The 23,067-nt window shown below is 40.1% G+C and carries 17 protein-coding genes and 1 tRNA gene; 13 read left to right on the top strand and 5 right to left on the bottom strand.

Annotated features, from left to right (window positions below):
• Positions 1-21 precede the first annotated feature (21 nt).
• The 13 genes from murC to BLS33_RS10380 all read left to right on the top strand — a co-directional run bounded on the left by murC (position 22) and on the right by BLS33_RS10380 (position 19,426).
• The gene (murC, locus tag BLS33_RS10440; protein WP_089888353.1) at positions 22-1,374 is read left to right on the top strand and encodes a UDP-N-acetylmuramate--L-alanine ligase; all 1,353 of its coding nucleotides are present in this window, start codon (positions 22-24) and stop codon (positions 1,372-1,374) included.
• Positions 1,364-2,083, top strand: a complete 720-nt coding sequence (locus tag BLS33_RS10435; RefSeq protein WP_089888350.1) for a cell division protein FtsQ/DivIB — start codon at positions 1,364-1,366, stop codon at positions 2,081-2,083. The genes murC and BLS33_RS10435 overlap by 11 nt, the downstream gene beginning before the upstream one ends.
• Positions 2,084-2,092: 9 nt before the next feature.
• Positions 2,093-3,424 (top strand): cell division protein FtsA, encoded by a 1,332-nt coding sequence (ftsA, locus tag BLS33_RS10430; protein ID WP_089888347.1) that lies wholly within the window; start codon positions 2,093-2,095, stop codon positions 3,422-3,424.
• A gap of 35 nt (positions 3,425-3,459) precedes the next feature.
• On the top strand, positions 3,460-5,403 hold the full coding sequence (ftsZ, locus tag BLS33_RS10425; protein ID WP_089888343.1) for a cell division protein FtsZ: 1,944 nt from the start codon (positions 3,460-3,462) through the stop codon (positions 5,401-5,403).
• 95 nt (positions 5,404-5,498) lie between these two features.
• A complete protein-coding gene (locus tag BLS33_RS10420; protein ID WP_089888340.1) occupies positions 5,499-5,948 on the top strand; it encodes a GatB/YqeY domain-containing protein in 450 nt (149 codons plus the stop codon).
• Between the two features lie 5 nt (positions 5,949-5,953).
• A tRNA-Arg gene (locus BLS33_RS10415) sits at positions 5,954-6,027 on the top strand.
• 637 nt (positions 6,028-6,664) lie between these two features.
• Positions 6,665-9,412 (top strand): substrate-binding domain-containing protein, encoded by a 2,748-nt coding sequence (locus BLS33_RS10410; protein ID WP_089888336.1) that lies wholly within the window; start codon positions 6,665-6,667, stop codon positions 9,410-9,412.
• A gap of 243 nt (positions 9,413-9,655) precedes the next feature.
• On the top strand, positions 9,656-11,008 hold the full coding sequence (locus BLS33_RS10405; protein ID WP_089888333.1) for a sugar porter family MFS transporter: 1,353 nt from the start codon (positions 9,656-9,658) through the stop codon (positions 11,006-11,008).
• A gap of 26 nt (positions 11,009-11,034) precedes the next feature.
• The gene (locus BLS33_RS10400) at positions 11,035-12,642 is read left to right on the top strand and encodes a glycoside hydrolase family 32 protein (RefSeq protein WP_245731382.1); all 1,608 of its coding nucleotides are present in this window, start codon (positions 11,035-11,037) and stop codon (positions 12,640-12,642) included.
• Between the two features lie 16 nt (positions 12,643-12,658).
• Positions 12,659-15,826: a SusC/RagA family TonB-linked outer membrane protein gene (locus tag BLS33_RS10395; RefSeq protein WP_089888328.1), complete on the top strand. Its 3,168-nt coding sequence runs from the start codon at positions 12,659-12,661 to the stop codon at positions 15,824-15,826.
• 12 nt (positions 15,827-15,838) lie between these two features.
• A complete protein-coding gene (locus BLS33_RS10390; RefSeq protein ID WP_089888863.1) occupies positions 15,839-17,584 on the top strand; it encodes a RagB/SusD family nutrient uptake outer membrane protein in 1,746 nt (581 codons plus the stop codon).
• A 111-nt stretch (positions 17,585-17,695) separates the two neighbouring features.
• Entirely contained in the window at positions 17,696-18,475 is a 780-nt protein-coding gene (locus tag BLS33_RS10385) for an HAD-IIA family hydrolase (protein WP_089888325.1), read from the top strand.
• A gap of 60 nt (positions 18,476-18,535) precedes the next feature.
• Complete coding sequence (locus BLS33_RS10380; RefSeq protein WP_089888323.1) at positions 18,536-19,426, top strand: carbohydrate kinase family protein; 891 nt, start codon at positions 18,536-18,538, stop codon at positions 19,424-19,426.
• On the opposite strand, the gene BLS33_RS10375 is transcribed toward BLS33_RS10380, so the two are convergent.
• From BLS33_RS10375 to BLS33_RS10355, 5 genes are all read right to left on the bottom strand, one after another.
• Positions 19,413-20,399: a YpdA family putative bacillithiol disulfide reductase gene (locus tag BLS33_RS10375; protein ID WP_089888320.1), complete on the bottom strand. Its 987-nt coding sequence runs from the start codon at positions 20,397-20,399 to the stop codon at positions 19,413-19,415. The genes BLS33_RS10380 and BLS33_RS10375 overlap by 14 nt on opposite strands.
• On the bottom strand, positions 20,399-21,058 hold the full coding sequence (rpe, locus tag BLS33_RS10370; RefSeq protein ID WP_089888858.1) for a ribulose-phosphate 3-epimerase: 660 nt from the start codon (positions 21,056-21,058) through the stop codon (positions 20,399-20,401). The genes BLS33_RS10375 and rpe overlap by 1 nt, the downstream gene beginning before the upstream one ends.
• A gap of 99 nt (positions 21,059-21,157) precedes the next feature.
• Positions 21,158-22,210, bottom strand: a complete 1,053-nt coding sequence (locus BLS33_RS10365) for an adenosine deaminase (protein ID WP_245731380.1) — start codon at positions 22,208-22,210, stop codon at positions 21,158-21,160.
• Between the two features lie 113 nt (positions 22,211-22,323).
• Positions 22,324-22,776 carry a tRNA (cytidine(34)-2'-O)-methyltransferase gene (locus BLS33_RS10360; RefSeq protein WP_089888315.1) on the bottom strand — a complete coding sequence of 151 codons (453 nt, stop codon included), beginning with the start codon at positions 22,774-22,776 and terminating at the stop codon, positions 22,324-22,326.
• Between the two features lie 2 nt (positions 22,777-22,778).
• Positions 22,779-23,021 carry a VF530 family protein gene (locus BLS33_RS10355; RefSeq protein WP_089888313.1) on the bottom strand — a complete coding sequence of 81 codons (243 nt, stop codon included), beginning with the start codon at positions 23,019-23,021 and terminating at the stop codon, positions 22,779-22,781.
• Between the last annotated feature and the right edge of the window lie 46 nt (positions 23,022-23,067).

The following is a 23,067-nucleotide window of genomic DNA, read 5'->3' as shown; positions in this document are numbered from 1 at the left end:
ACGTGTCAGGAGGTAATTGAGATGAATTTGCAAAAGATACATAACGTTTATTTTATCGGAATCGGAGGTATTGGTATGTCCGCTTTGGCCCGATATTTTAAACTGATCGGAAAAAGTGTATCGGGATATGACAAAACTGAAAGTCCCCTCACGCGGGATTTGGTTGCGGCCGGAATCGAAATTCATTATGAAGACGATTTGAAAATGGTTCCGGAGTCCTATTTTGATTCAGAGCGTACGCTCATTGTCTATACACCTGCCGTACCCACAAGTCATTCCGGATATCAGTATTTTTTGAATAATGACTTTGAAGTAAAAAAGCGGTCTGAAGTTTTGGGGGTTATTACCAAAGATACTTTTTGTCTGGCCGTTGCGGGCACCCATGGCAAAACGACGACTTCTAGCATATTGGCCCATTTGTTAAAGGAGGCGGGAACTCCGATGACAGCATTTTTAGGTGGAATATCGGAGGATTTTGATAGTAATTTTTTCTTCCAAGGTGATGAGTACTCTGTTGTAGAGGCCGATGAGTTTGATCGGTCGTTTTTGCGGTTGTACCCCGATGTCGCTTGTGTGACCTCTATGGATGCCGATCATTTGGATATTTACGGAAACAAAGATGAGCTTCGAAAATCGTTCGAGGCATTTGTTGCAAAAATCAAGCCTGAAGGAAAGTTATTTGTTCGCAAAGGTCTGCCGATGAAGGGCTTGACGTACGGCATTGAAGACGATTCCGATTATTGCATTCGAAACGTCCAGATCGAACAGGGAGCTTATGTTTTTGATTTGCATACACCTGAAACCACTTTGTTCGGAGTGAAATTTAATAAGCCTGGAAGACACAATTTGCTTAACGCTTTGGTAGCTTTTGCAATGGCGGAACAAACAGGCGCTTCCATAGATAGCTTGGCGGAAGCACTAAATACATTCAAAGGGGTACAGCGTAGATTTTCCTATAAGATAAAATCGGACGACTTTGTATTTATAGACGACTACGCACATCATCCTACAGAAATTAATGCAGTATACGAGGCTGTTTTAGAAATGCATCCGAATAAAAAAACCTTGGCCGTATTTCAACCCCATTTATTTTCGCGCACCAAGGATTTTGCCGATGATTTTGCCGAAAGTTTATCAAAATTCGATAGTGTTCTTTTGCTGCCGATCTATCCGGCTAGAGAAGAACCGATGTTCGGAATCACCTCACAATGGTTGTCCGATAAAATTAAAAATCCGAATAAAAAAGTAATCGAAAAATCAACGATTATTGAAGAAATAAAAAAACAAAAGCCCGAAATCGTCATCACTATGGGAGCAGGCGATATAGGTCTTGAAGTATCTAAAATACAAAAGGAATTTGAATATGCGAATTAATTGGAACTACATAAAGCTCTTGGTTTTACTGCTGATTTTGGGTGGGCTTTTCGCATTTTCGAACCACAGAAACGAGCTGAAAATGGTCAAGGCAGCGAATATTGAATTCGTTGGTGATCAGAACCTTTACATCACAGAAAGCACGGTTAATAAATTGTTAATACAAAAATATGGAGGCCTTACAAATGTGCCCAAAGAAAAATTAGCTTTGAATACGATAGAGAAGGTCATTGGGGCCAATGAAATGGTCAAAGAAGCCCAAGTTTATCTTTCAATTAATGGTGAGCTTACGTCCAAAATAGTACAACGCAAACCAATTGGACGTATTGAGGGTAATCCGAAATTTTATTTAGATGATGAAGGAAAGCGTATGCCGCTATCTAAAAGTCACTCAGCACGGGTGCCTATAATCACAGGTAAGATTACGGGAAAAGGGTTGGAAGATGTATATAGAATTTTAAAATATATCAATAAAGATGATTTTCTCTATAAGAATGTGATAGGAATCCATATTGAAGGTGAGCAGAAATACCAATTGAAGTTTCGCACTGAACAGTTTGTGGTGAATTTAGGAGGAGTTGATAATCTTGAAAAGAAGTTTAGCAATTTAAAAGCATTCTACGTCAAAGCACACAGAGATAAAACTTTGGATGATTTTACTGTAGTAAGTTTAGAATTCAACAATCAAGTAGTGTGTACGAAAATTTAAATTAAATCAATGGAACAAGGTAATTATTCAGTTGGGCTAGATATAGGAACCACAAAGATCGTGGCTATCATCGGAAAGGAAAACGAATATGGTAAAATTGAGGTCAAGGGTATCGGTAGGTCCAAAAGTTTGGGCGTACACCGTGGCGTGGTCAACAATATTACCCAAACCATAAAATCGATTCAGCAGGCCGTTGAAGAGGCAGAGTCCAATGCGGGAATAAAAATCAGTTCCGTGGTAGTCGGTATAGCCGGTCAGCATATTCGAAGTTTACAGCATAGTGACTACATCATCAGGTCAGATTCTGAAGAAGTGATCAATGAAGAAGATCTCGATAAACTATGTAATCAAGTGTATAAGTTGATTATGTTGCCGGGCGAAGAAATTATTCATGTTCTGCCCCAGGAGTATAAAGTAGACGGGCAGGCAGAAGTGAAAGAACCGATGGGCATGTATGGTGGGCGCTTGGAAGCCAATTTTCATGTGGTCGTGGGGCAGGTGACCTCGATCAAGAATGTCGGTAAATGTATTAAAAGTGCAGGATTGGATTTGGGTAATATCACTTTGGAGCCATTGGCTTCTTCCGATGCGGTGCTCAGCCAAGAAGAAAAAGAGGCCGGTGTGGCTCTTATAGATATAGGTGGCGGTACCACGGATCTTGCCATTTTTAAAGATGGAATTATACGGCATACCGCGGTAATTCCCTTTGGTGGTGGCGTGATTACCGAAGATATTAAAGAAGGCTGTTCTATAATTGAAAAGCAGGCCGAACTTTTAAAAATAAAGTTCGGCTCTGCATGGCCAGGTGAAAACAGGGATAACGAAATAGTCTCTATTCCTGGATTACGGGGAAGAGAGCCTAAGGAGATAACACTGAAAAATCTTTCGAAGATTATTCATGCGCGAGTGGTTGAAATTATCGAACAGGTATATGTAGAGATAAAAAACTACGGTCACGAAGAGCAGAAGAAAAAATTGATTGCGGGTATTGTGCTTACCGGTGGCGGTAGCCAATTGAAACATTTAAAGCAGTTGACAGAGTACATCACAGGTATGGATACCCGAATCGGGTACCCCAATGAGCATTTGGCCGGTGATTCCGATGATGAGATTGCAAGTCCTTTATATGCGACCGCCGTCGGTTTATTGATGAATGCAGTGAAGAACGAAGGAAAAAAGATTACAGAAAAGGAAAAAGAACAAACCCCTCCGGAAGAGGAACTTGTCATGGCGGGCGATGAAAAGCAAGCTGAGGGAGAGGGAGCTCCAAGAAGAGAGCGAAGATCCGTGTTTGATAAATGGTCGGAAAAATTGAAGGACTTTTTAGACAATGCGGAGTAAAATAAATTGAAAACATTAACCAGTAAATATATAGTATGAGCAGCAACAGCGAATTTGAAAGTATAGCTTTTGATTTACCCAAGAATCAAAGCAACGTAATAAAAGTCATCGGCGTGGGCGGTGGTGGCAGTAATGCCATCAACCACATGTTCCAGGCCGGAATAAATGGGGTCGACTTCGTAATTCTTAATACCGACCAACAAGCGTTGGACAATAGTCCGGTACCACATAAGATTCAATTGGGGGTGTCGCTCACCGAAGGTCTTGGCGCAGGCGCTAATCCTGAAGTCGGCGAGCAGGCGGCATTGGAAAGCATGGAGGAAATAAAGGCTATGCTTAATACCACGACAAAAATGATTTTTATCACTGCAGGTATGGGTGGGGGAACAGGTACTGGTGCTGCTCCTATCATCGCCAAACAGGCAAAGGAAATGGATGTTCTAACGGTAGGAATCGTTACCATGCCCTTTCTCTTTGAAGGTAAAATGCGATGCCAACAGGCTCAGTTGGGTATCGAAAAGTTACGTGCCAATGTTGATTCGCTGATCGTCATTAATAATAATAAGCTTAGGGAAGTGTACGGAAACTTAGGTTTTAAAGCAGGTTTCTCAAAAGCGGATGAGGTATTGGCCACTGCGGCCCGTGGTATTGCCGAAGTGATTACCCATCACTATACACAGAATATTGACTTACGTGATGCGAAGACCGTACTTTCAAATAGTGGTACCGCTATTATGGGTTCTTCTATTGCTACGGGCTCGGCAAGGGCCAACGAGGCGATTATGAAAGCGTTGGACTCCCCACTGTTGAACGATAATAAAATCAAAGGTGCCAAAAACGTATTGTTGCTAATCGTTTCTGGAGCCCAGGAAATTACGATTGATGAGATTGGCGAAATCAATGATCATATTCAAGTTGAAGCAGGTCATGGTGCCAATATCATAATGGGTGTTGGTGAAGATGAAGATCTGGGCGAGGCTATTGCGGTTACGGTGATTGCAACTGGTTTTAATAGCGATCAACAAGATAATATCGTAAACACAGAGTCAAAGAAAATTATCCATACCCTTGAAGATGGTCAAAAGGCGGAACATGACCTAACACCTAAAAATGTTGTACATCAGTTGTCAGAAGATGAACCGACTGCTAAGCCTGCGTCAAAGAGCAATTTTTTGGCAAGCGATAAGGAACTGGGCATGGACCTAATTCCAACATCTACTTATATCAAGAACTTCAATGTATTTTACGAAGAAGTGGTTGATGAAGTAGTTGCCAAAGATGTTAAAGAAGAAGATTTTATAATTATCGACTCACGTGATACCTTGAACGATATAGAGGTAATCGATCCACAAGTAGTTTCTTCAAAAAGTTTTGAAGAAGATCAGTTTGCCATGAGTTTTGATCTTCCCCTTGCTAATATGGACGATGAGGAAGAAGAAAAAGAGAATGTTATAACGTTTAGTCTGGATGAGGATGTAAAAGATATTGACGTTAACGATCACATTGAGGTTATTCCGGTATTGGAATACAATAAGGAAGGGGAAACCCGCTATAGTTTGGATGATTACATGGAATTGGAAAAGAAATTGACCGGTGCCAAATCAAAAGCTGAAAATTACAAGCCTAAAGTAGTCGAGGAAGAGTTGGTTTTTGAAAGAAAGAAAGTGGAGCGTGAAACGGAAACCATTCAAGAAGAGGCTAAAAAAGTTGATCCTATGGATAGCCCTATAGAAGAGTTGTTGAAGGAAAGGGCTGATGAACGTAGAAGAAAATTAAAAGATTTTAATTATAAATTTCAGAACAACACCGTTGCTAACATCGATGAAATAGAGAAAGAACCTGCGTATAAACGTCAAAGAATAGATTTGAACGAAAATAGTAATGAAGGTCGAATTTCAAGAACTACTTTGAGTGAAGATAGCAATGATGAAATGCGATTACGGTCGAACAATTCTTTTCTGCATGACAATGTAGATTAAGAATAACACGTAACGTGTTTCTTTAATAATTTTAAACCCGAAAATAGGTGATATTTTCGGGTTTATATTTATATTCGCAGTCCAAAATAAAATCGATGGCCTTACAGGACAAAGTGATGGAACAAATGAAAGTGGCGATGAAGGCCAAGGACAAGGTAGCCTTGGAATCGCTTCGTGCCATTAAGTCTGCACTTTTATTGGCTCAGACAGAAACTGGTTCTGGTAATGGCTTGAGTGAGGAGTCAGAAATACAATTGGTACAGAAGTTGGTCAAACAACGTAAAGATAGTGCCGCTATATTTCAAGAACAAGGTAGAAGCGATTTGGCCGAACCAGAGTTGGCACAGGTAGCTATTATCGAGCAATTTTTGCCAGAACAGTTAACCGAAGAGGAAATTGAGAAAGTTGTTGTTCAGACCATTGAAGCCATAGGTGCTTCAGGAATGAAAGATATGGGAAAGGTAATGGGAATGGTTTCCAAAGAATTGGCGGGTCAGGCCGATGGAAAGACCATTTCTACAATTGTAAAGAAAAAATTAGCTTAAAATAAGGCCGCGTGGCGCAACTGAATAGCGCATCAGATTTCGGCTCTGAGGGTTGGGGGTTTGAATCCCTTCGCGGTCACTATAAGGAACCACGTCTTTTAGACGTGGTTTTTTATTTATATAGCATTTCTGAAGGACCATACTAGAATGGGTAGGTCCAGTTTATTCCAGAATTTGATACTCAAAGAATAAGGGAATAGGAATGTTATCTTTAGCATAGATTGTTTTTGTAATCACGATATCTGCTTCTCCCGTCAAACCGGTATTTGCTTGTGGCGGTTTTGTATATCCAATATCAAATATACAAGGAGGTCATTTTAGTGTACAGTTCAAAAACAGGACGTCTAGACTGTCATGTTTTGCTGGTGCAGTTGTGCATTGGCGCTCAATCATTTTTCCTAGTTGCTCAGACGTGCTCTAATGTTTAAAATGAGCTATTATTTAAAGTACAAGTGGTGAAAACTGAGGAATATTATATGAGTCGTATAGAAATACGGTTTCCTTTCTTTTAGATAGTAAATTATCCAAGTTTTTTTAATTCAAAGGAAAACTCCCACTATATAGACCTGGTCTTTTATGGAAGAATGATTATTAGGCCTGCGGATAAAATCGTGTTCTCATCTTTGGTATTACGTTTTTGGGGCTGTTCCATTTTTTGTTTGTACGATAGGGTTTTGATTGATTTTCATTAAGTTTACCTAAAGTATTCTGCCTAAATGAAATGTAATCGAACACTGTTTGTTGTCACTGTCATGGTGTTATGTTTTTTATTTTCCTGTAAAAAGGGAAGTAATGAAGATCAGATACGTATCGGCTTTTCCCAAGCGATGACTAAAGATGATTGGCGGCGTTCGATGAACAATTCAATGCAGCTGCAGGCATCTTTATACCCGAATATCGTTTTGACTATCCAAGATGCCAATTATGAAATACAGAAGCAAATAGATCAGATTGAAGTATTTATTGCCGATAGTGTTGATATTCTTATCGTTTCTCCTATCCAATCAAAACCGATTACCCCAGTGGTACAAAAAGCGTTGGATGCTGGCATTCCCGTGTTGGTAGTAGATCGAAAAACGGAGAATCAGAACTATACCGCCTATTTGGGGGCTGATAATATTGAGGTAGGAAGAAATGCCGCTAAGGAAATTATTGCTTCAAAAGCTCAAGATAGGGTCCGAATAGTAGAGATACAAGGAATGGCAGGCTCCTCTCCTGCTGAAGAGCGTACTATAGGATTTAGACAGGTTATTGATCAATATGATAATGTTTCGATAGTATCTCAGATTCAAGGAGATTGGGAAAAGGAATCTATTCAAGATAAATTCAGGGCGTTTTTACAACAAGATGGAAATGTCGATTATGTTTTTGCGCATAATGATCGAATGGCAAAGGGAGCATGGGAGGTAGCTCGTGAACTAGGACTCGAAAAAAAGATGTCTTTTATTGGTGTAGATGGTCTTAACGGGCCTAATGGAGGTATTCAAATGGTGGAGGACGGTATTTTAGAAGCAACGGTATTATATCCTACGGGAGGTGACGAGGCAATAAAATTTGCTTTGGGAATTTTGAATAATGAACCGGTTTCAAAAAACAATATTCTATCAACAACGGTCATTAATGAGGTGAACGCTGATATAATGAAGAATCAATTCGATAAAATTAATGAACAACGTACGGCAATCGAAACACAGTTAACAGCTATTCACCAACAAAGGGAATTGTACTATGCGCAAAATAATCTTTTAAAAATAACCATGGCTCTTTTGGCCATTATCTTAAGTCTTGCCATTTATAGCGTGTATTCCATTTTTGCGATTCAGAAAAAGAACAGACAACTTGAGCTTACCAATAAAAAAATTACGGTACAGCGCAACCAAATTGAAAAGATAGCCGCCGAGGTCAAGGAAAGTAACGAAGCAAAACTAAATTTCTTTACAGGGCTTTCACATGAGTTCAAAACACCGCTTACCTTAATTATGAGCTCTGTAGAGTCTATGGGCGACAATACCCGAGAAAGTGGGTCTAAAATGATGAACGAGGTCGAATTGATTCACAATAACAGCAATCGTTTGCTTCGACTAATCAACAATTTACTAGATTTTCGAAGGGTAGAGGATAAAAATTTCAATATTCGTGCTTCGAAAACGAATATGTACAACTTTTCAAAAAATATTCATAACGATTTTGCCAGAGAGGCAAAGAAAAGAAATATTGAATTTAATGTACATACCAATAACGAGTTTTTAGAATTGTTTATTGACCGAAATTTAATGGATAAGGTTTATTTCAATCTCTTGTCCAATGCCTTTAAATTCACCCCTGACAATGGTAAAATAGAAATATATATCGTAGATAATACAGAAGGGAATGATGCTGAAATACATATAAAGGATAATGGAATTGGTATTCCTGCCAAAGAAATCGATAAGGTTTTTGAACCTTTTTTTAAAGGGTCTAACAATAGAAAGAATAGTTCAGGAATAGGTCTTCATTTAAGTAAGCAGTTCGTACAGTTGCACTTGGGAGAAATAAAGGTAACTTCATTCAAGGGAACGGAATTTATCATCAAACTATTCAAAGGTAAAACCCATTTTAATGAAGACCAAGTTATTAATGAGCCTGAATTGGATGATACCCAATTGATGGATCTGTCTTCGGAAATAGTTTTGGAAGAACCTTTTTTTATAGAAAAAGCAGCTTCTGAAGTCGATAGATTTTCAATATTAATAATTGAAGACAACAGAGATTTATCGTTCTTTCTAAAAAGTAAGCTTCAGTCGGAATATGAAATTATATTATCAGATGGTACCGACGCTACGGAGAGGGCTTTTGAAACAATACCCGATCTTATTCTATGTGATGTCAACCTACCTGATAAAAGCGGATTTGAAATCTGTGAACAATTAAAAAAGGATTTACGTACTTCCCATATACCTGTGGTAATCCTTACCGCTTTAGAGAATAAGGAATCCTATCTAAAAGGCTTACAATCGGGTGCCGATCTTTACTTGACGAAACCTTTTAGTTTTTCAATTTTGATACAGTCACTGAAATCATTATTGTACAATAGGGAAAGATTACGGTTCTATTTTACCAACAACATCTATAAGATTGAACAGACCGATTCTTTCGGAAATCTAGAACAGCAGTTTGTTAATAAACTAAATGCACTGGTAAAGGAGAATTTGAACAATGATGATTTTTCGGTCGAAAATCTTGCTGAAAGCCTAAACATTTCACGCGTGCAGCTCTACCGCAAAGTGAAGGCAATGATGGGTATTAGTGTAAGCGACTATATAAGCAATTTTCGATTGGAGAAAGCCAAGGCAATGCTTGAAAATACATCGTTGAGTATTTCGGAGATTGCATACGCCAACGGTTTTTCTTCGCCAAATTATTTCTCCACTTCCTTTAAAAACAGATTTGGTACTTCTCCGGTGACCTATAGAAAAACATTATAAGTCAAATTTCTCTTATCGTTTTCGATTCTACCTTCTGCGCATGTATCAATTTTAAACTTCATGTAACCTTAGTGTAACCACTAGGCAATCTAATTATAAAATAAATATCGTAAAAACCTGATAATCAAATATATGAATTTTATCTAGGGTTTCTTAACGAAATCACAAGAGATTGCAACATCAGCAAAATAGTTCATCAATTTATAAGGATACATTAGCTGTGTCGTATAATAATTGAGGATTATGAAAAAAATATGGATCTGGTCTATTACTGCAGCATTAGCTGGTTTCCTTTTCGGTTTCGATACCGTAGTCATATCAGGAGCCGATAAAAAATTACAGATGTTATGGAATTCCTCTGACGTATTTCATGGCACCATAGTCATGGCGATGGCCTTATGGGGTACTGTAGTCGGCGCATTACTTGGTGGCATACCTACCAATAAAATAGGCCGTAAAAAAACCTTGATTTGGATCGGTGTACTCTATACGGTTTCCGCCTTGGGTTCGGCTTTTGCGAATGACCCGATTACCTTTGCAGTCTTTAGATTTATTGGAGGGCTTGGTGTAGGGGCATCAACTATTGCCGCACCGGCCTACATATCTGAAATAGCACCGGCCAAAGACAGAGGTAAATTGGTGGGCCTATACCAGTTCAACATTGTTTTTGGAATTTTAGTCGCTTTTTTCTCCAACTATTTATTAAATGGTATTGGGGAAAATGCGTGGCGCTGGATGGTTGGAGTAGAGGCTATACCAGCCGCAATTTATACCCTGTTTACCCTAACCGTGCCGAAAAGTCCAAGATGGTTGCTTACCAAACTTAGGAATGATGAGGCCAAGAATGTACTTCGCCTGATAAACCCAGACCAAGATGTCGAGAAATTGATGTTGGAAATAAAAACTGAAAATGAAAACACGGTTTCAGGTGAGAATATTTTTATGAAGAAGTATCGCTTTCCTCTACTGCTTGCTTTTTTAATCGCCTTTTTTAACCAACTCTCGGGCATAAACGCATTTCTATATTATGCGCCACGCATTTTGGAGGAAGCAGGTCTTGGTGAAAGCACCGCATTGCTTAGTAGTATTGGTATTGGTGTAATCAATATGGCATTCACACTTTTAGGAATTTATCTGATAGATCGATTAGGCCGAAAGCAACTGATGTACATTGGTTCAGTGGGTTATATCGTTTCCCTTTCCTTGGTGTCTTGTGCTTTTTTCTTTGAGTGGGGGGGCATGGCGGTTCCCATTTTTCTATTCCTCTTTATAGCGTCTCACGCGGTTGGGCAAGGTACGGTCATTTGGGTATTCATATCGGAGATTTTCCCGAACCACCTAAGAGGTTCTGGGCAATCGTTCGGGAGTTCCGTCCATTGGATTTTGGCGGCAGTCGTTCCTTCGTTGATTCCCATATTGTTTACCACCATTGGTCCAGGTGTCGTATTCTCTTTCTTCGCCTTTATGATGGTACTGCAGTTATTGTTCGTGGTATTTATCATGCCAGAGACCAAAGGAATATCCTTGGAGCAACTGAGTAAAATGTTGACCAATAAAAAAAACGTGAACAGCAAGATTATCGATGTCAAGAAATAAACAAGTAGAACTTTTAAATGAGCAAAATGAAAAACCGGGTACAAAAATTAATAATGGCTTTAATGGTCATGGCTTTTGCAACTTCATGCAAAGAGGTAAAGGAAAAAACAAACTCTGAGGTTAATGATGAGAAGATTACAATGAATTCTGAAGAAGAGATGTACAGACCAAATTTTCACTTCACTCCGAAAGAGAATTGGATGAACGATCCCAATGGCATGTTCTTTTATAATGAGTATTATCATCTTTATTTCCAATACTACCCGGAAGGGAACAAATGGGGGCCAATGCATTGGGGGCATGCGATTAGTACCGATATGATTAGTTGGAAAGAGCAGCCCATTGCAATTTATCCCGATGAACTGGGCTATATCTTCTCGGGCAGCGCGGTAGTCGATCACAATAATTCCTCAGGATTTGGAAAAGATGGCGCTATACCGATTGTAGCCATGTTCACTAGTCATGATCCAATTAAGGAGAAAGAGAAAAAAACCGATGTCGAAAGTCAGAGTATAGCTTATTCGTTGGATGAAGGACTCACTTGGACAAAATATAGGGGAAATCCGGTAATTAAAAATCAAGGTGATAGGGATTTTAGAGATCCCAAAGTCATGTGGGACGAGATTCGGGAGCAATGGGTTATGGTATTGGCCGCAGGTCAAAAAACATTGTTTTACAGCTCCACCAATCTTAAAGATTGGCAACTGCTCTCTGAGTTCGGGGAAGGTGTGGGGAATCACGATGGAGTTTGGGAGTGTCCTGACCTTTTCCCGTTACCCGTCGATGGTTCTGATGAGGTGAAATGGGTGCATTTGGTAAGTATTAATCCAGGTGGCCCGAATGGCGGCAGTGCTACTCAATATTTTATAGGTGATTTCGATGGTAAGCAATTTACTATGGATCCCAGTTTTGAAAAAGCTATAAATAAAAGACATGATTTTTGGGTTGATTTCGGACGTGACAATTATGCCGGAGTAACCTGGTCGAACGTAACTACCTCCAGTGGTGGGAAACTTTTTATGGGTTGGATGTCAAATTGGGATTATGCACAGGTAGTGCCTACCGAAACATGGCGTAGTGCAATGACTATAGCACGCGAACTAAAACTACAAAAAAGTGACGATGGCTATGTTTTGACTTCTTTACCAGTTGATGAGCTTAACCAATATCGCGGTAAAAAATATAAAAAGGAGGCAATTTCAGTTAAGGGAAATGTGAAATTGACAGATTCGAAAACAGTTGATTTAACCAAATCCGAAATCAACTTTGCAATCGCTGATATTAAAAATGCCGGTTTCAAGTTTACGCTTTCCAATAGTTTAGGTAACGAATTGGTGTTTGGTTATAACTCCTCGACTACAAATTTCTATATAGAACGATCCAAAGCGGGTAAGACTGATTTCTCTGAAAAGTTTGCCAACGAAACAACTACGGCTCCCAGAACTTCCAATAATACGGATCTCAAGGGTACTATCCTATTGGACAAAACATCGATTGAACTGTTTTATGATGATGGGCAGACAGTAATGACTGAAATATTCTTTCCGAATGCGCCATTCGAGATGCTTTCGGTCGATTCTGAAGACAACGAATTTATGCTTGAACACTTTGAAATACATGAATTAAACTTTTAATTAAAACTCAACTATTATGAAATGGAAACTCTTATTTTATTTTTTGATCCTTGCTCCTTTTGGCCTGATGGCACAAGAAGAGGTAAAAGGCACAGTTACCTCTGCCGATGATGGCATGCCTTTGCCCGGTGCATCGGTTATAGTGGTAGGCACAACCACAGGTACTATCACTGATTTTGATGGTAACTATGTGCTAAGTGATGTCGCTTCAGATGCTACTTTAGCATTCAGTTACATTGGTTTTACGGCTCAAGATGTTCCTGTCGCGGGCCAATCGACAATCAATGTGGTCTTACAGGCAGATGCCCAACAACTTGAAGAGGTTGTACTCACAGGGTACGTTACCGAGCGAAAAGTTGATTTGACAGGGGCGATTACAGTAGTTGAAATGGGTCCTGTTGAAGGGCAGAGCATGAGTTCTGGTAGCCCTGTTCAAGCACTACAAGGTAGGGTTCCTGGTCTTTTTATCGAAAAATCGGGTAACCCCTCGGGATCGGCAAGTATACTCATCAGGGGAGCGACAACTTTAGGAGATAATAATCCCTTGTTTGTCATCGATGGGGTGCCAACAGTTCGGCCTGAGGTTTTTCAAAGTATTAATCCTAGCGTCATCGAATCGGTTCAGGTTTTAAAAGATGCCTCGGCATCGTCACTATATGGTGCCCGTGCAGGTAACGGGGTTATTATTGTGACTACTAAAAATAGGGCAAAGGCTGCAGGTGGCGAGAAATTCAAGGTTAGTATTAATTCCAATCTCTCGGTTTTGTCTGAAAGACAACAGCGGTATGATATGTTGAATTCAGTACAACGAGGCGAAGCCTTGTGGCGTGCTTCAGTGAATGATGGTGCTGATCCCAACGGCGGTTATGGTGAAATCTACAATTTTGATTGGAACGATGATTATGCCAATCCGGTACTTAACGGTGTTACGGTTCAACCTTTTGTTGGAGGTGATTCGACTGTGCCTGCGGGCGACACTGATTGGCAAGATGAAACCTATCAGGCTGGTTATGTGTACAACAATGAGCTCACGGTATCTGCTGGAACCGATAATTCCTTTCACCTTATAAACATAGGTCATCTTAAAAACACAGGGATTTTAAAGAATACTATGTACGAAAGATTTACAGCTAAATTGAATTCAAACTTTAATCTGTTTGATAATCGGGTAAGGTTCGGAATCAATACTCAAATTTCTACTTCAGATGAACGATTCGCTTCCCGCGATGTGGGGAGTGCCTTTGTACCAAGTTTAGCAGTTACATTGGCTCCGACTTTGCCCGTTTATGATACCAATGGTGAGTTTGCAGGTCCCCTTGGTGCTGGGTATTCCGACCGTAACAATCCAGTTTTAATGCAGTATTTGAACCGATGGGATAATACGGGCCGTACAACGATTTTTGGAAATGTCTATGGGGAGTTCGACATCAGTGACAACTTGACCTTTAGAAGTAGCGTCGGACTCGATTACGGAGATTTCAAAAGAAGGGATATAGAACCTAAAGTTAACAATGGTTTTATTACACGGGGGAACAACAGGCTAATTGAAGATACCAACAAATTTACCAGTGTGGTATTTACCAATACGCTAAATTATAATGTTGAACTTGGTGAGCATAGAATCGGTGTTTTGGTCGGTGCGGAATCTATCAAAGACGATTTTTCCAGTGTGGCCGCCCAAGCTGATGGTTTTGCGGTTGAAACAGAATCTTTCTTTCAATTAGATGCAGCAACTGGGGCGAGAACAAATTCTGGTTCTTCAACAGGAAGCCGACTTTTGTCCCAATTCGGAAAAGTGAATTATGCTTATTCAGATCGCTATTTGGCATCTTTCACACTTCGTAGAGATGGTTCATCAAGATTCGGTGCCGATAATAGATACGGTCTCTTCCCTGCAGGTACGCTGGGTTGGAGAGTGAGCAATGAAGAATTTTGGCCTGAAAATAAAGTCGTCACCAACTTTAAGCTTAGGGCTGGGTATGGTGAAGTAGGTAACCAGTCAATTGGAGATGTTGCCCGTTTCGGTTTGTTTCAATCTAGATATGGACAGAATCAATTGGAGGCTACAGGAGATGATTTCTTTTTTAACACATTTTATAATGTAGGTACCGCTTATGATCTTAACGGTGGGGATACTGGAAATCTCCCTTCAGGATTTGTTTCCATTCAAGCGGCAAACCCTGAATTGAAATGGGAGACCACAAAGGAGATAAACCTTGGGTTAGATTTCAGTCTTTTCAATGATCAGATTGCAGGTTCATTTGACTATTTTACTCGGGAAACTAGTGATATCTTGACCATTCCACCAATTGCCTCGGTTATTGGGGAAGGGCAATTACGAACGTTGAACGGAGCTACTACTAAAACAAAAGGATGGGAGCTTGCCCTAGGGTATTCTAAAACTTTTGAGAGTGGATTTTCCATAGGCGTATCAACAAATTTCGGTTCGTTTAAAGATGAAATAACGGCCTTGCCGGATGAAGTAGTATCTTCTTTCCCGGGGACACTTGAGAACTCAATTATTGGACGATCTCAGTTTTCTATTTTTGGTTACAAGACCGACGGGCTATTCCAAAGTCAAGCTGAAGTTGATAGCCATCCGACCGGTGGAATTCAAACAGGTAATGCAAGACCTGGTGGAATAAGAATTGTTGATCGCGACAATAATGGAGTCATTGATGGAGCTGATAGGGATTTCTTGGGTACAACTTTGCCTGACCTTGAATATGGTATCCGCATAGACCTATCTTACAAAAGTTTTGATTTTTCAGCTTTTGGATCAGGGGTTGCCGGGAGAATAGGTCTTGACCCGTATATCAACTATAATAATTTTGTTCAAGGAAGGGAAAATGCCGGTCTAGGAGTTTTGAATTCTTGGACTCCCAGCAATACGAGTACCGATGTTCCTTCACTTACATTGGTGAACAACCTTCCTAATAATACCGATTACCACTATAGAAAGAACAATTATTTTAAGTTGCGAAACTTACAATTGGGGTATTCACTCCCAGAAGAGTTACTTGAAAAATGGGGAGCACTTACAGGTTTTAGAATTTATCTACAGGGAGAGAATCTATTTTGGATGACCCCTAAGGATTACATTGGTGCAGATCCCGAAAGAACCAGTATTGATGGAATACCTGTGCCAACGGTCTATTCTATAGGACTTAACTTGAACTTTTAAAAAATGAAAATCATGAAAAGCAATAAAATATATATACTAGGAATGTTAGCGTCATTTCTTCTAGTTTCCTGTGGTGAGGACTTTCTCGAGTACGAGCCCGAAGGAGTGCTGTCAAACGAGAATGTGGCTACTGCTGAAAATGCGGAGTCATTGGTTGTAGCTGCTTATGCAGGTATAGCAAATGATGATATGGTCGGGCCATTGACCCATATGTGGGCTTTTGGTAGTGTGCGATCTGACGATGCCTACAAAGGTGGCGGAGGTAGAGGTGACGTAGATATCGTTGACCGATATGAACAGTACAATTTGACTGTGGCCGATGATCCCCTAGATTGGTTCGGACCGCGAACATGGACCAACTATTACAAGGCTATTTCAAGGGCAAACTTTGCGCTATCGGTTATCAATGATATTCCAGAGGGCGAGTATGCCGACAAAACCTTAAGACAGGCAGAACTACGTTTCTTGCGTGCACATTCACATTTTATACTGAAGTTGTTATTTAAGAAAATTCCCTATATCACTGAAGAGCTGACTCAAGAAGAAGCCGCAGAGGTCAGTAATGATATAGATAATGATGCCTTGTGGAATATGATAGCTGAAGATTTTCTTTTTGCTTACAACAACCTGCCCCAATCACAGGACCAGGTCGGAAGAGCCGATAAAAATGCGGCCACGGCCTATTTGGCAAAGTTACGCCTATATCAGGCCTATGAACAGAATGATGACCATCAAGTTACCGCAATCAATCCTGCACGGCTGCAAGAGGTTATCGATTTTGCAGATGAGGTGACTGCGAGTTTAGAGCCCGATTTCGGAAACAATTATTTGGATGGCTTCGATAATGGGCCAGAGTCGATTTGGGCCGCACAATTTTCGATTAATGATGGTACTACAGTGGGAAGGGTAAGTTTCGTAACAGGATTGAACTCTCCCCACGGAACAGGATTATATGGTTGTTGTGGTTTTCATTTGGCTAGCCAGAATATGGTAAATGCCTTTAAGACCGACGCAGATGGTTTACCTCTCGTTGATTCTTTTAATGATGTTGACATATTTTCAACCGTAAATACGGATGGGGAAACCCCTCCGGATGCCGGATTGACCGTTGATCCCAGATTAGATCATACCATCGGAATTCCCGGAAGACCGTTCAAGTATCGAAATACGGTAAATGAGACAGGAGATATGGTTTACAACTTTAGTTGGGCTAGAGACCCCGGGGTATATGGTTATTTTGGAAACATGAAAGAACAGCAGGCCCCTGATTGCTCCTGTTATGTGAAAGAAGGACCTTTTGTTGGAACCTCTAAAAACATGGATTTTATTCGTTATGCCGATGTATTGCTGTTTAAAGCCGAAGCGCTTATTCAGTTGGATAGATGGGACGAAGCCATGCCAATCATCAACCAGATAAGAACTCGTGCAGCAGCCAGCGTGCAGCGACCTATTGATGCCGGGGCTACCGATATTTATAATATAGGTACATACACATCTTTTCCCGATAAGGAATTCGCTTTAAAAGCCTTAAAGTTTGAAAGAAGACTCGAATTTGCAATGGAAGGCCATCGATGGTTCGATTTGGTAAGATGGGGAGAAGCTGCTGAGGTGCTGAATGCTTATTTAACGGAAGAAAGCACGAAACGAGACTTCTTGTCAAATGCCTTATTTACGGCAGGTAGGGATGAATACTATCCCATACCCCAGAGAGAAATCGATTTTACTGGCGGGGTTTATAAACAAAACCCCAAGTATTAGTTCCCCCTTTTTAAGATTGATTTTAATCTTAGAGTTAGTTGGAGTTAGTTTTTTGAAAGCACGGGATGGTTACCCGTGCTTTTTTAGTAAATTCAATGAAAATTTAAATAAATGAAAAAAGGATTCTTAATCGATATGGATGGCGTTATCTATAGTGGTGATACCATGATCGAAGGCGCCGATAAATTTATCGCTACACTGCAAAAAGAGAACATACCTTTTCTGTTTATGACCAATAATAGCCAACGCACACCTTTAGATACTGTCAACAAGGTGAGTAGAATGGGTATAAATATTACCGAAGAAAATGTATATACCAGTGCCATGGCCACAGCTTGGTTCCTGTCTTTTATGAACCCTAAAGGTACAGCTTATGTACTGGGCGAAGGCGGACTCATTACCAGTCTGCATCAACAGGGGTATACCTTGGTAAATCAGAATCCAGATTTTGTTGTTGTGGGTGAAGGAAGAAATTTTACTTTGGAAATGGTGAGCAATGCGGTCGACATGATTCTTTCCGGTTCGAAACTTATAGCGACCAATTTAGACCCTTCTCCCAAGAAAAAAGGTTGGTCTAATCTGGGTATAAAAGCTATAGTATCAATGATTGAGGAGGCAACCGGTAAAAAGGCCTTCTCTGTTGGAAAACCGAGTCCGGTAATGATGCGCGCTGCTCGTAAAACATTAGGTTTGGAAGCCCGTGAGACCATCATCATTGGCGATACCATGGATACCGATATCTTGGGCGGTGTGCAATTAGGGTACACAACTATTTTGACACTTTCGGGTGTATCTAAAAGAGGAGTATTGGACGATTATCCCTTTAAGCCAGATCTAGTTATTGATTCCGTGGCTACATTAAATTTAAAAGAGGCACTCGAATTACAATAGGAATTTAAAAGGGGTTAGAGGAAAGCTGATTCTTGTACCCCACAATAAATATTTAGATAAATGAAAAACAAAATAAAAGCAGTTTGTTTCGGAGAAGTGTTATTTGATGTCTTTCCGACCCATTCCAAAATCGGTGGTGCTCCTTTGAACGTGTGTGTACGATTGGAATCATTAGGATCGGATGCTGCAATGTTGAGTAGTGTGGGGGAAGATCAGAATGGAATCAAAATTATCAATTATTTGAGAAATTCTGGCGTAGATACCGACGGTATCCAAATTCAAACGGCGTATGCCACTGGCGTTGTAAACGTGGTGCTCAATGATAAGGGAGTGGCTTCGTATGATATTGCTTATCCGGTAGCATGGGATAAAATAGAACTGCAAGAGTCCATGCGGGGTGTAGTTGAATCCTCTGATGTATTGGTTTATGGGAGTTTGGTCTGTAGGGATAAGGTTTCAAGGGCAACTTTAAATACACTTTTGAAATGGGCTCCTTACAAAATATTTGATGCCAACTTAAGAGCTCCTCATTATACAAAAGAAGTGTTGGTAGAGTTGATGCAAGCTGCCGATTTTATAAAACTTAATGATGATGAATTGTATGAGATTGCTGGTTATTTAGGGTCGAAATACAATAATATGGAACAAAATATTGTCTTTATTGCCCAAGAGACACAAACCAAAACGCTATGCGTTACCAAAGGGGCTTTCGGTGCCGTGTTGTACAAGAACAAGAAATTTTATTACAATAGCGGATATCGCATTAAAGTAGTCGATACCGTTGGTTCGGGAGATTCTTTTTTGGCATCGGTCATCTATAAACTCTTCACGGGAGAAGACCCTCAGAAGGCCATAGACTATGGTTGTGCCGTAGGAGCCCTAGTTGCTGGCAGTGAAGGGGCCAATCCGGTATTGGCACCCGAGGATATTGCAAAATTTATGAATCCTTAGATTCTACGAATTTTTTGGTCAAGATATCAGCAACAATGACCTTGGCGTGTATTCTAGAATTTTCGATAAACCATTTGTGGGTCTCCATACCTCCGCAAATGACACCGGCCAAGTAAAGTCCAGAAATATTGGTCTCCATCGTTTCCGGATCATAATTGGGAAGTCGCTTTTCATCATCCGACAGTTCAATACCCAGTTTTTCGAGAAATTCAAAATTTGGTTTGTATCCTGTGAGGGCTAAAACGAAATCATTTTTTAAGTGAACGTCACCTTCAGGGGTGTCTATGATAATTTCATTTTCTTTGACCTCCTTCAATGTAGAGTGGTAGTAGGCTTTGATGCTGCCCTCTTCGATACGATTGATGATATCGGGCCGAACCCAATATTTCACACGCTGCCCCACTTCGGCTCCCCGAATAATCAAGGTAACTTCAGAACCTTTGCGCCAACATTCCAGGGCGGCATCTATGGCCGAATTGCTAGCGCCGACTACGGCCAATTTCTGGTTGGCATAAAAATGGGGATCTTTATAATAGTGCGCAACTTTTGGCAAATCTTCTCCAGGAATATTAAGTGTATTTGGCAAATCGTAAAATCCGGTAGCTACGACCACGTGTGGTGCCGTGTAGGTGCCTTTTTTGGTTTTGATTGTAAAAAGATGTTCCGATTTACGTACACTTTCCACTTTTTCGAACAGCTGAATATTCAAGTGGTTGCTCGTTACGATTCTACGATAGTATTCTAGCGCCTCATTGCGTTTTGGTTTGGCTTCTTTGCTGATAAAAGGAATTTCATCGATTTCCAATCGTTCTGAGGACGAAAAGAACTGCATGTTCGAGGGGTAGTTAAAAAGCGAATTGACAATAGGTCCTTTTTCGATAATAAGATAATTCAGGCCCTTCTTTTTTGCTTCCAGGCCACAAGCAATGCCAATAGGCCCTCCTCCGATGATAACAAGATCAAAATGCTTCATTATTCAGTTATTTCCTTTAGTTCGTGGATGGTTTGAATTGGGTTTTTACTTTTGAAAATGAAACTACCGGCTACCAGAACATCTGCACCGGCATGGGCCAGAGCTTTGGCGTTCTCTGAAGTAACCCCACCATCGATTTCGATAAGGGTATTGGTTTTTTTATGTAAGATCAGCGCTTTTAAATCACGCAGCTTTTTGTAAGTGTTTTCAATAAACGTCTGGCCCCCGAATCCTGGGTTCACGCTCATCAATAATACCAAGTCGATATCTCGTATGGTGTCTTCCAATACATTGATATTAGTATGAGGGTTTAGTGCCACTCCGGCAGTCATTCCCGCTGCTTTTATCGCTTGCAAGGTTCTGTGCAAATGAGGGCAGGTTTCGTAGTGTACAGTGAGGTTATTTGCTCCCAGGTCTGCAAAAGTCTTTATATAGCGATCCGGATCGATAATCATCAAATGAACGTCTAACGGTTTGGTCGCATACTTGGCAATGGCTTTTATAACTGGCATGCCGTAGGAAATGTTGGGCACAAATACACCATCCATAACATCGATATGGTGCCAATCGGCTTCGCTACGGTCTACGAGTTCTATATCGCGTTGTAGATTTCCGAAATCGGCAGCTAGGAGGGAGGGGGCAATTTTAGTTTTGCTCATTTTCATCTACTCGTGGATTTTTGTACAAAAGTAATGAATTGCCACTTTATCGTGTGCAAGACAGTACGTAAAAGACTTTCTATCTTTTGAGCACCACCTCTAATTATTTTGAAAATATTCTTCGATCTGTAGCATTATTTTTTGCTTCTCAGGTTTAGATAGCCAACTTGCTTCGAAACTATTCTTGGCAAGTTGAACGATTTGTTTTTTGGAAAGGTGCAAGGCTTGTGCCACGGCCAAGTAATTCTCGTTCATATAACCCCCGAAATAGGCTGGGTCGTCTGAATTTATGGTAACCAATAAGTTCCGTTCCATCATTTTAACCAAGGGGTGTTCTTTGAGGTCTGGAACTACTTTTAGTTCGAGGTTTGATAATGGACATAATGTCAGTGGTATTTGAAGATTTGCCAATTTTTTCACCAAGATGTCATCATCGAGACAACGGTTGCCGTGATCTACACGGATAACTTTGAGCAGGTCAATGGCTTCCCAAATATAACTCGAGGGACCTTCTTCACCCGCATGGGCAACGGTCAAAAAGCCTTCTTCGATGGCTTTTTCAAAAACTTTTTGAAATTTGGAAGGAGGATTTCCTACCTCCGAAGAATCGAGCCCGACGCCAGAAATCCATTTTTTATAAGGTAATGCCTGCTCCAAGGTTTTAAAAGCGGAGGACTCATCCAAATGCCTTAGAAAACACATGATTAACCGGAAGCTTATGCCAAGTTTTCTTTGGCCATCAATTAAAGCCCGTTGAATACCATTGATAACCACATCAAAAGAAATGCCTCGATTTGTATGGGTTTGTGGGTCGAAAAAAATCTCTACATGCTTTACATTTTGTTCATTTACCTTGGTAATGTAGGCCCAAGTCAGGTCGTAAAAGTCTTGCTCGTGAATGAGTACACTTGCCCCGGCATAATAAATATCTAAAAATTCTTGAAGGTTGTTAAAACGATACGCCTTTTTAAGGGCATCAACGTTGGAATAGTTAATTTTCAAATTATTCCTACGGGCAATAGTAAACATTAATTCGGGCTCAAAAGTACCTTCAATATGCAGATGGAGTTCCGCTTTGGGTATGCCCGCAATAAACTTTTCGATAGAAATGTCTTTCATTCTTGAATGTTCCTTGAATTTTATAAATGGCAATGCAGCCACAATTTAGACACTTTCTATGAATTTACATGAGGTAAATTATGTGCATGCCTAAATTTATAAGGATACAATGGGTCAAATTTTGATTTCTATTTTGTCCGTCAGTTCTAAACTAAATGTTTCAAACCTTCATAAACTGCAATACCAACGGCATTTGCTAGATTCAAACTTCGAACATGTTCGCTATAAAGTGGAATTTGGTATAGTTTGCTTTTATTTAATTCGGTTAGCGTAGGGGGCAGGCCAACTGATTCTTTGCCAAAAACTAGAAATTGACCATCCTCGTAATCAATCGACCAGTGGCTTTTCTCAGCACGACTGGAAAAAAATACCATATTCTTTTCGCTATGCTGTGAAAGAAAATCATTTACGTTTTCATAAATACATAATGAGAGATGGGGCCAATAGTCAAGACCTGCACGTTTTAGGCGTTTGTCATCTAGCTCAAAACCAAAAGGTTTTACAAGATGTAGCGTAGATCCCGTTGCCAATGCCAATCTGCCAATATTTCCGGTATTATTGGGTATTTCTGGTTCTATAAGAACGATATTAAACGGCATACCTACTTTTTTCTTAGTGATTTAAGATATAATTGCTCTACTTTCTCACGGGCCCAAGGAGTTCTTCTCAGAAATTTTAAGGATGATTTTATAGAAGGATTACTTTTAAAGCAGTTTATATTTATTCGCATCGCCAATTCTTCCCAACCATACTTCTGGGTGAGGTGTTCAAGTATATCCGCCAATTTTATACCATGTAATGGGTTGTTGGGTTGTTCTTGGTCTGTTGAATTTTTTTTGGCCATACTTAAATTTAAAATTTAGATCGGTTTTAAAACCATAAATGAAAAA

Origin of the sequence: Kriegella aquimaris, from assembly GCF_900103215.1 — a bacterium.
GTDB lineage: Bacteria > Bacteroidota > Bacteroidia > Flavobacteriales > Flavobacteriaceae > Kriegella > Kriegella aquimaris.
This window is presented reverse-complemented; position numbering and strand designations above follow the sequence as displayed.

Coding starts and splice junctions, on each gene's coding strand:
- murC (WP_089888353.1), top strand. CDS start 22: ATGAATTTGCAAAAGATACATAACGTTTATTTTATCGGAATCGGAGGT.
- BLS33_RS10435 (WP_089888350.1), top strand. CDS start 1,364: ATGCGAATTAATTGGAACTACATAAAGCTCTTGGTTTTACTGCTGATT.
- ftsA (WP_089888347.1), top strand. CDS start 2,093: ATGGAACAAGGTAATTATTCAGTTGGGCTAGATATAGGAACCACAAAG.
- ftsZ (WP_089888343.1), top strand. CDS start 3,460: ATGAGCAGCAACAGCGAATTTGAAAGTATAGCTTTTGATTTACCCAAG.
- BLS33_RS10420 (WP_089888340.1), top strand. CDS start 5,499: ATGGCCTTACAGGACAAAGTGATGGAACAAATGAAAGTGGCGATGAAG.
- BLS33_RS10410 (WP_089888336.1), top strand. CDS start 6,665: ATGAAATGTAATCGAACACTGTTTGTTGTCACTGTCATGGTGTTATGT.
- BLS33_RS10405 (WP_089888333.1), top strand. CDS start 9,656: ATGAAAAAAATATGGATCTGGTCTATTACTGCAGCATTAGCTGGTTTC.
- BLS33_RS10400 (WP_245731382.1), top strand. CDS start 11,035: ATGAAAAACCGGGTACAAAAATTAATAATGGCTTTAATGGTCATGGCT.
- BLS33_RS10395 (WP_089888328.1), top strand. CDS start 12,659: ATGAAATGGAAACTCTTATTTTATTTTTTGATCCTTGCTCCTTTTGGC.
- BLS33_RS10390 (WP_089888863.1), top strand. CDS start 15,839: ATGAAAAGCAATAAAATATATATACTAGGAATGTTAGCGTCATTTCTT.
- BLS33_RS10385 (WP_089888325.1), top strand. CDS start 17,696: ATGAAAAAAGGATTCTTAATCGATATGGATGGCGTTATCTATAGTGGT.
- BLS33_RS10380 (WP_089888323.1), top strand. CDS start 18,536: ATGAAAAACAAAATAAAAGCAGTTTGTTTCGGAGAAGTGTTATTTGAT.
- BLS33_RS10375 (WP_089888320.1), bottom strand. CDS start 20,399: ATGAAGCATTTTGATCTTGTTATCATCGGAGGAGGGCCTATTGGCATT.
- rpe (WP_089888858.1), bottom strand. CDS start 21,058: ATGAGCAAAACTAAAATTGCCCCCTCCCTCCTAGCTGCCGATTTCGGA.
- BLS33_RS10360 (WP_089888315.1), bottom strand. CDS start 22,776: ATGCCGTTTAATATCGTTCTTATAGAACCAGAAATACCCAATAATACC.
- BLS33_RS10355 (WP_089888313.1), bottom strand. CDS start 23,021: ATGGCCAAAAAAAATTCAACAGACCAAGAACAACCCAACAACCCATTA.